The following is an 8,908-nucleotide window of genomic DNA, read 5'->3' as shown; positions in this document are numbered from 1 at the left end:
TATTTTTGAAAATATTAAAACCTCAAATCCAATTGGTGTAGGGGTTTCAGGGATATTTTACCGAAAATATCATAAAGGGAGCGGTAGAGCCGAGTTTTTTTAATTTAGATTGTTCATGCTGCAATATCTCTGATTGCATTTTCATGTCGTTCATGGCGACAATCATCTGCTCTTGTTCCTCAATCTTTTGGGAGGCGATCGCTAATGATGCACCAGCCTTTTCAAATTCAGCACGGCGTTCTGGGTTATCAGTTGTCAGTAACTTTGAACGACTGCTCAAAATAACCCTAGCCTGTTTTAATTTCAGTTCCGCCTGGGAAATAGCCGCTAATTCTTCACTAAATGTAGATGGTGGTAAATTCTTTAATAGTGGGGTAGGTGGTGGTGGTGTAGGTGCTATTAGAGTTTTAGAGTTAAGGTTGTCAATTTGGAGTTTAATCGCCTTTTTCTGACGGTCTAATCGTTGTCTCTCATTAGAGTTGTCAGAGATGACATCACCTATTTTAATCTCATCATTTAGCCGCACTTTCAAAAATGATGGGTTATCAACAGAAATACTCATTCTTAAGGGACGGTCTTTTTGCTGTGGATTATTTGGTAATTCTTCCTGTTCTGTAACAGTTTCTACTTTGGGTGCAGTTTCCGCGATCGCTTGCTTCTCCTGTGGTTTGAGTTTTCCCACTAGAATTATTGATAGAGCGATAGCGAAGCTCACCGCAGGTATCGCAATTGCAAAAAAGATATTTATTGCCAAATTATTATTTTTCATACAATTCACCAAAACTAAAACACCGTGAATCATCAATAATATAACATTTTATCTCTCACTATAATTAAAGAGCGATTCTTACGCTATAGAGGGTTTTGCGATTCCTTTGGAGCGCTTCGCTATCGCTATATAAAAATAGGTTATTTATATTATTATTCATATTAAAATATTGTAAAATTGTAGTACCAGAACCAAAGGAGAATGTCGTAAATTCTCCATTGGCTGTTTCACTGGTCAGTCCACTAAAGCAGAGTGAACATGATTAATATATCACTTTTCAAGTTTGGAACTAAGGCACTTGAGATAGTCATTATTGACAACGCTCCTTGGTTTAATGCTTCTCAAGTTGCCAAGGCTTTGGGATACACAAATCCATCAGAAGCAGTTCAGGATAGTGTTTCTACTAAATATAGCCAACAGCTAGATTTAGGAAGACCAGGCAAAAAACCAGTTTTTATCAATGAACCAGGATTATATCAACTGGTTATGAGATCCAATCTTCCATCTGCTGAGAAATTTCAAGATTGGGTTTTTGAGGAAGTTTTACCATCAATTCGCAAGACAGGTGGTTATGGTGCTAAGGAAAATTCTGAATTAGAAAGGCGAGTTCAGGAGCTTGAAAAAAATCAATTGCAAAACTCTCAGCAGTTGCAACTTGAGTTTATGCCACCAGGTTGGGATTCAAAAGTTTGGGATGCACTACCATCACAGGACAAACGGCATTTTAGGTTTATGTACCGTCAACATCAATTTATCCCCGGTGATAACGATATCAAAAAATTACCAATTAATTTAAGTGCAGAACAAAAATTGAAACAACAGTTGGAAATAGAAAAATTTAGACTCGAATTGACAGAAGCACAGAAGGAAGATTTAGCTCAAATCAAGAAAAAATTATTAAGGGATTACTTAGAGGGCTAAAAACTAATTGTAGCGATTTCTATAGAGCGATTCCTTCGGAGCGCTTTGCGATTCCTTCGGAGCGCTTCGCTATCGCTATATTTCCCATTAGAATTAAAGAGCGATTCCTTCGGAGCGCTTCGCTATCGCTATGGAGTGCTTTGCGATTCCTGCGGAGCGCTTCGCTATCGCTTTTAACTTCCAAAGCGATAAACTAATTCTTGCCGACCCCGGTAAGATTTCCAATTCTCCCACCTATGTTCTATTTTCTAACCATTGTTCCAAGTCAGTTATAGTAGAAAAATCTAAAAATGCCTCACTTAGTAATTCCAATTGTTCAATAGATAATTGATGAATTTGCTCAACTAAAGCATCTGGAATTACATCAAATCTTTTGTTAATTTGTCGGATAATTAATCTTTTTTCACCTTCTTGTCTACCTTGCTCAAGAGTTTTTTGTTCCCATTCTACATAAGCTGTGGATAAATTCATAACAATCTCCTGGTCTTCTTCAATTAAATTTGTTTGCTTAATAGTGATAATGCGCCAATTAGCAATCAACCGCAAAGTATTTTCTTTATGCTCACTGGTGTTTGGAAGTGCCAACAATTCATCAACAGCACGACGTTGAATTTGTCCCTTACCTAAAATTCGCAACCAGAGAGTTTCTTTCGTAACTGGTAATTTATTAATTGCGATGATTGAACCAAACCATCCTTTAGGAAAGGAATATACACCACTGCAATCAATCGCTGGATTTATTGTAGCACCAAAAGTATCTAGCAAATCTTGAGAAACAGTAGTGGATATAATTAGCAATCTTCCTAAACTTTCTACATCTAAAGAAACATTTTCCCTCTTGGCTTGTCGATTCAATTCAGCAAAATAGGAATATAGCTTATTCGCACACATTAGTACCTGAAACAAATTCGGCTGATTACGGAATATCTCTATACTTGATGTCTGAGTTACTAGTTTAGCAAGTAAGCCAATAGATTCAGGGGGAAGAGTAGGTGTAGAAGATGGAGAAAATAAAACATCAATTTGACGCGCTTCATCAGTCACTTCACGACTGATTTCTACTTTACCTAATGGAGAAAGTAGTTCTTCTAAAAAATCTTTAGCAAAATTGTCATGGGGTGTTCTCGTCATACTTTCAGTAATTGATAATATTGATTTTTTCAAACCAGATTTACTCAAAAATATTAAACTTTTTCAAAATTCGGACTTGCTCAACTATTTAACTTACCCTATTTATAATTTTAACCCAAAATAGTTGATTTGTACTAAATATTTTATGACTTAAATAAAATTAAAATTGCAGTACGATAAATAGGTGAACGTTAAAAAATATAAGATGGACTTTGTGATGTGTTGAATTGTTAAGTCAAAGATTTAATTATCAAAGAATAGTTATTGCTTTATACGCAAATAGTAAGGCAAAATTTTAGTTTTCATACCGTCACCATCCATCCTGACTAATGCCTCTAAGGGTTGCAAAGAAGCAATCATAGTTTCAGAAAATCTAAATCTTTTTTTAACACTAGCAATTTCAGTTTCATCCACAGCAAGAACCAGCTTCAGTGAAGAATTAGCCAAAACTTCTCCTGAAATGTGGGCATCACGTTGACTAGCGACAACTGCACATAATCCAAATTTACGAGCTTCTGCTGATATTCTGGCAAGTGTATCTGATGATTTAACTTCTTTGCATTCATCCAAGATGACGTAACAACGGGGTGTTTTATCTTTAATTTCACCTTGTAATTTATGAGAATCCAATAATTGTTTTAAAAGAGTTTCTGCGGCGATCGCTGATAATCCAGGTACTTTAGCTAATGCCGATAAATCAAATCTAACGAGTGGGAAATCTAAGGACGGCTGCGGCTTGCTAAATATCCCATATTTAAATGTAGCAGCCATTTTCAATAATAATTTTTCTGAATCTTTACAACCATCTTCTACACCCCTGTTTTCATAGCAGCTTATAAAACAGTTGAGAAGTAACCCCTGTTGATTATCTCCCATTTTTAAGGATTTTCTCAGGATTGATGAAATTCCGATTGACTGAAGATCCGGTCCACCACCTCTAGGATCTAAGTCTAAAACCAGTGGATTTAAACCATGTGGTGATTCTGCATCTAACCTATAGCAGACTTCATTAGGTAATCCCAAATCCCCATGTAAGTCTATCAAAATAACTTTAATTTCTGGGAACAGTGACGGTAGTTCATAAGCCATTGATTTTAAGGTTTGAGTCTTACCACTTCCAGAAGTCCCTAAAACCACTGCATGACCATTTCGTAAGTTAGCAGGATTCCAGTAGCATTTTTCCCCTAAGAATATGCCAGAGTGCGATCGCTCTTTCTCAGTAGCTTTACCCTGTGGTTTAAGTCTGGCCTGTGGTAATGGCTTCATATTAATTGGTTTCAAAGCTTGTGTGTTTAGATTTAAAAGTTTTAGTGGTATGGAAACCGTTATTATATCTATGCTAGGCTAGACTGTGCCGAAACGGAAGTTTTGTCCGCTAAGAAAACCTCAAAATCCTGAAAACCTTAACTATCAATAGTTTCAGAAAGTGTCATTTAAATGAAATTGTTTGTATTTAAGTTCAATGGGCGTTAAAAAATTTCAAGAGAGTTGAGTGCTAACAATCTTTAATGACAAGTCTTTAGGCAATCGCGAAGCGCTCCGTACGAATTGCTCTGATTTCTTAGCGTACAAAACTCCCAATTTAACACAGTCTAGCCAAGTTGAGTAAGTGCGATCGCCCCTGACTGATGAAAGATTTAAGCAAGGAAAAGTTGCTAGGGGAGTGCGTAAGCAAGCATTTACCGCTGTTCCATCACCCCCATCCCCCAGAACGAATAACCTGTTAACAAGTTATTGTCCGCAGAAAAGCGCGATCTCACCAGAACTAAACCTGTTAACAAGTTATTTGATGCCTAGGCAGGCGTAGCCTGATCGCTAAAAATAGCATATTTTCCAGATTTTCAAGCTTCTTGGGGTATTGCAACGATTCTTAAAGATGTGACCATAATCACTGACAGGAAAGTTATGCTGACTATATATTATCCTAAATTATAGGTGCAACAAAAATGCACCTAATACCTTGGCATAAATCTAAAAAGCCCTGGGTTCAAATCTATTACCAATAACCGACTCAAGTATTAAGGAAAAAAAATATGTTTTTGAAAATCGAAGAAGTTTATCATAGCAAGGCAGTTGCAACAGGCTTTAAGGTGTTGGCATCGTTGTTACCAGCTGCTACTTTGTTAGTCACCAATGACTTGAGTGCTAATGCTGCGCTAGTAGACCAAACTCAGCTAGTGCCATTCGCGTCTGAAGTAAATGAAAACTGCGCTCCCAATTGTAAGGTAAATCTACAAGTTCAGCCTGCAAGTTCAACAGTATTGCCTCTGCAAAAAACTTTCAGTTCTCAACCAGGAAAACAAGGTGTTACTCAAGAAGTATCACCTGTTTTGAAAAATTCCAGACTGATTCAGATTCGTGATGGCAGAGAAATCAATCAAATCGCTCAGAATAATTAAAACCTGTCCTAAATAATTGAGGAAACTAGCTGGAATTCCATCCGCAAGGATTCCTTCAAAGACAAGTTTTTATTTTTTAGGCAGATGAGAAGACTGACACCCTTGCCCTCAGGGCAAGGGTGTCAGCCATATAGTCGCTTTGTAAGATATATCTGATATGACTAGTACAGCTTGGCGGAAATAAGCAGACCATTAAAAGCTACGAAAATTTGACTGTACGCTAGGCTTAAAAATGGTATGTGTATTTACGCCGCACGGTACTAGGCATTTTTTTCTCGGCAAGTGGCTAACTTTCTTTTGTAACTCTGGGAGAATGCAATAGCTGAAAGCGTTACAAAGCTTAAATTTTGACATTCTAGCATCTGCTTATTCCAAAAAGTCTGTCCTTGAAAGCCCCAAAAATGGGGGTGTCAAAAACAATAAAGTATAGATTTTATATGCAGAATATCACTTTTTTTTCTCCTCTTGATGGCGTTGATTCACTTTCAGAATTAATGGAGCTTCCCTACTTTGAATTTCTTGCTTGTATAGGTGAATTTTCTATGCATCCTGGTGGTAGCGTTACTACTCAAGAAGTTCTTAATGCTGCTCAAGTTTGTGTTGGTGAAAGTGTTTTGGAAATTGGTAGCGGTACTGGTTGGACAACATCTCGGCTCATTGAAAGCGGCACTCAAGTAACTATCGTAGAAAAATCTCCTCGGATGCTTGCTGCTACCTTACGCAACTGTCGCCGTGCTTCTCTTAGTACACCTCAGTTTGTCTTTGGTAGCGCTGAAGTTTTATCAGATTTACCCGCAGGGAAGTTTGATTTGGCTCTATACGAATGTATTTTGGGTTTTGTATCAGATAAACGTCATGCAATTGCTGAATGTAAAAGAGTATTAAATCCCATACGTTCCCGCATTGGTGTTGTTGATGTACACTATGTTTCTTCTCCGCCACGAGAGATACTCGAACAAATGGAGAAAATTTTTTTAACTCCTGTAGAACCTCTTTTTGAAGCTGATTGGAAACAACTTTTTTCTGATTTTGATTTAGTATATTGGAAGACTTCTGATTTACCTCCAATAATTTCTCCTACTGCTGAAGAAATCAAGCAAATGTTGATCAACTCTCAATTGCTTGATGAAATGCGATGGGCTGATGAGTCTATCTTTGAGGTGCTGAGTCAGCGTTGGGCTAAATGGGAAAAAATATTTGCCGAAAATCGCAAGTATTTAGAAGTTCATGTAGCTATTTGGGCAACACCTTTACTTTAGTGATTAACCAAAAATACAAATTATGTTGACAGCAAACACTCAACTAGTTTTTCCTCGATATCTTTACTTAAAGTCTATCGAACGTACTATCTCTAATAATCAATTCCAGATAATTATATGGAAGAGTGATAATTGGCAAAAAAATCTCACTTTAGATAAGGAAGCGTTGGATTTATTGATGAGCTTTTTTCAACCTAAGTCTATTGCTGAGGTCGTCGCATCATTACAATTACCCAAGGATGAGGTATTAGCAATTTGTCACGAATTAATAGATGCTCAAATTTTACAAGTGGTTGAAGAAGTTAACCAGGAATTCCTCAGATATGACAGACATTTTCTCTTCTACGACTTAATAAGAGCGAAAGCGCTAGAAGTACAAAAAAGGATTTCTCAAAGTAGAGTTGCTTTACTTGGTGTAGGCGGAATTGGTAATTGGGTAGCTAGTGGATTGATTGGTGCTGGTTTTAAAGAATTGCGATTATTAGATTTTGACACAATTGAACTTAGCAATCTTACCCGACAAATTTTGTTTACTGAGCCAGATATTGGTCATCTGAAAGTAGAGGTAGCTGCTCAACGATTGCGCCAAATGAATAGCCAAACAAAAGTGAGCTACAATTCTTTCCAAGCTGACGGATTTTCAGGAATTGAAAAGAACTTAGAAGGTATAGATTTCTTAATTTTATCTGCTGATTCACCCAAAGAAATTCATAATTGGACTGACACCGCTTGTCTAAAACTGCAAATTCCTTATATTAGCGCAGGTTATCGTAATGACACTGGAGTAGTTGGCCCTTTAACTGTGCATGGAGTTACTGCCTGTTACGAGTGTTTTCAATCACAGCAGCATAAACGAGAAGAAGACAATGAATTAGCTATGATTAAAGCAAAATTTACCCAACACCAGCAAGCTCCATCCTTTGGTCCACTGAATGCAATGGTTTCATCTATAACCGTCTTAGAAGTGATTAAGTATCTTGGGCAGTTTGGAGAATGTCCATCTCTCGGTTATGAAATTAATATTAATCTTATAACTCTGGAACAAAGTCTTATTGGTTACAGAAAAGACCTGAACTGTTGGCATTGCTCTCATCTAAACTAGCTAACTACTACTTACTGTTTTTCTCATTGCCAAAAATGAAAACACCCATATTTTTAAGAGAATTTGAATTACAAGATTGGCAGGCAGTGCATCAATATGCTTCTGATCCTGATGTAGTTAGATATATGGAATGGGGACCAAATACAGCAGAGGAAACACAAATTTATATTCAGCGTGCTATGGCATCCCGTCAAGAACAACCTCGCAAAAGCTATGAATTTGCAGTAATCTTCAAATCAGAGGGTAAATTGATTGGTAGTTGCGCGATCTATATATCCAGTTTCACTAATCGAGAGGGATGGATTGGGTATTGCTTCAACCAGCATTTTTGGAGTCAAGGTTATGCTACTGCTGCTGCAAAGTTGATAATTGAATTTGGCTTTGTTCAGCTTAATTTACACCGAATTTTTGCCACTTGTGAACCTCTCAATACTGCTTCTCAGCGCGTAATGCAAAAAATAGGTATGCAATTTGAAGGACGTTTGCGAGACCATAAATGTGTAAAGGAAAAATGGCGTGATTCTATTTTGTATGCCATCTTACAACCTGAATGGCAGCAGATAAATCAGGAAATAGGGGATAGCAGTGCCGCTATCAATTCCTCAATATTGCTAGATTGAAATGTTGTAATAAGGCGTAAAAGGGGTTCAGACGGGATACGGGCAAATTGGGACACATTGTAAAGTTTTGTAAACTTAATTCTCAAAACTTTTAATTTACCGTTGTTTCAGCTTCTATCTGAACTTGATTGTTCAAATGAAAACATCCCCAAAAAGGGTTATTTATGAGCAAATTTGAGAAGCTGAAGCGCGTAAAATTTGATTTTAGTATGCAAAAGTGAATGTCTCTTTACCATTTTCGGGCAAGTTAATAAATCACTAAATTGTTTTCTGCAACATTTATTTACAACGTGTCCCATTTTACCCTTATCCCGGCTAGACCTTAATTATTGACTACTGACAATTGACCGAATTTGTAAACTACCACTGGCAAATTCATCTCCTAAGAATTTAATCACAGTTTTTAATGGCGCAGCTTCCAATTTAATATTAGTAGATGATGCTTCAATAAACTTAAATTGGTAAGGGTCACGCGGTAAAACTGAGGTGTCAAAATCCTCAACTGATAATTCACCGCTAATAAATACATTTGTATTAGTGCGGTTAAATTTACTTATCGCCTCCCCAATAACCTGATCTTCCACAAATACCGATTCAATGGTAGTAATAGCAGGTGTAAGTAAGTCGGCGCAAAGAAATCAAACTATGTAAAGATAAGTAAATACGGAAAATCAATCTACTGAGGTGATTAAAATATGGGCGCTCGT

At 37.0% G+C, this 8,908-nt stretch carries 9 protein-coding genes; 5 read left to right on the top strand and 4 right to left on the bottom strand.

The genetic code is table 11. From position 1 onward, the window contains the following. Nucleotides 1-46: 46 nt before the first annotated feature. Nucleotides 47-769, bottom strand: a complete 723-nt coding sequence (locus AN490_RS02585; RefSeq protein WP_299999670.1) for a hypothetical protein — start codon at nt 767-769, stop codon at nt 47-49. A 258-nt stretch (nt 770-1,027) separates the two neighbouring features. On the opposite strand from AN490_RS02585, the gene AN490_RS02580 reads away from it, so the two are divergent. Next, a complete protein-coding gene (locus AN490_RS02580) occupies nt 1,028-1,690 on the top strand; it encodes a BRO family protein (RefSeq protein WP_299999669.1) in 663 nt (220 codons plus the stop codon). Between the two features lie 234 nt (nt 1,691-1,924). Here AN490_RS02580 and AN490_RS02575 read toward each other — a convergent pair whose 3' ends face one another. Beyond that, nucleotides 1,925-2,821 (bottom strand): DUF4351 domain-containing protein, encoded by an 897-nt coding sequence (locus AN490_RS02575; protein WP_299999668.1) that lies wholly within the window; start codon nt 2,819-2,821, stop codon nt 1,925-1,927. Nucleotides 2,822-3,082: 261 nt separating this feature from the next. Further along, nucleotides 3,083-4,102, bottom strand: a complete 1,020-nt coding sequence (locus tag AN490_RS02570; protein WP_299999667.1) for a type IV secretion system DNA-binding domain-containing protein — start codon at nt 4,100-4,102, stop codon at nt 3,083-3,085. 752 nt (nt 4,103-4,854) lie between these two features. Here AN490_RS02570 and AN490_RS02565 point away from each other — a divergent pair. From AN490_RS02565 to AN490_RS02550, 4 genes are all read left to right on the top strand, one after another. Next, nucleotides 4,855-5,220 (top strand): hypothetical protein, encoded by a 366-nt coding sequence (locus AN490_RS02565; protein ID WP_299999666.1) that lies wholly within the window; start codon nt 4,855-4,857, stop codon nt 5,218-5,220. Nucleotides 5,221-5,657: 437 nt separating this feature from the next. Continuing rightward, entirely contained in the window at nt 5,658-6,479 is an 822-nt protein-coding gene (locus AN490_RS02560) for a class I SAM-dependent methyltransferase (RefSeq protein ID WP_299999665.1), read from the top strand. Between the two features lie 22 nt (nt 6,480-6,501). Then, nucleotides 6,502-7,581 carry a ThiF family adenylyltransferase gene (locus tag AN490_RS02555; protein WP_299999664.1) on the top strand — a complete coding sequence of 360 codons (1,080 nt, stop codon included), beginning with the start codon at nt 6,502-6,504 and terminating at the stop codon, nt 7,579-7,581. A gap of 35 nt (nt 7,582-7,616) precedes the next feature. Beyond that, complete coding sequence (locus AN490_RS02550) at nt 7,617-8,201, top strand: GNAT family protein (protein ID WP_299999663.1); 585 nt, start codon at nt 7,617-7,619, stop codon at nt 8,199-8,201. Between the two features lie 326 nt (nt 8,202-8,527). On the opposite strand, the gene AN490_RS02545 is transcribed toward AN490_RS02550, so the two are convergent. Next, nucleotides 8,528-8,785 carry a hypothetical protein gene (locus tag AN490_RS02545; protein ID WP_299999662.1) on the bottom strand — a complete coding sequence of 86 codons (258 nt, stop codon included), beginning with the start codon at nt 8,783-8,785 and terminating at the stop codon, nt 8,528-8,530. Nucleotides 8,786-8,908: the final 123 nt, after the last annotated feature.

Origin of the sequence: Anabaena sp. AL09 (genome assembly GCF_001672255.1) — a bacterium.
GTDB classification, from domain to species: domain Bacteria; phylum Cyanobacteriota; class Cyanobacteriia; order Cyanobacteriales; family Nostocaceae; genus Dolichospermum; species Dolichospermum lemmermannii.
This window is presented reverse-complemented; position numbering and strand designations above follow the sequence as displayed.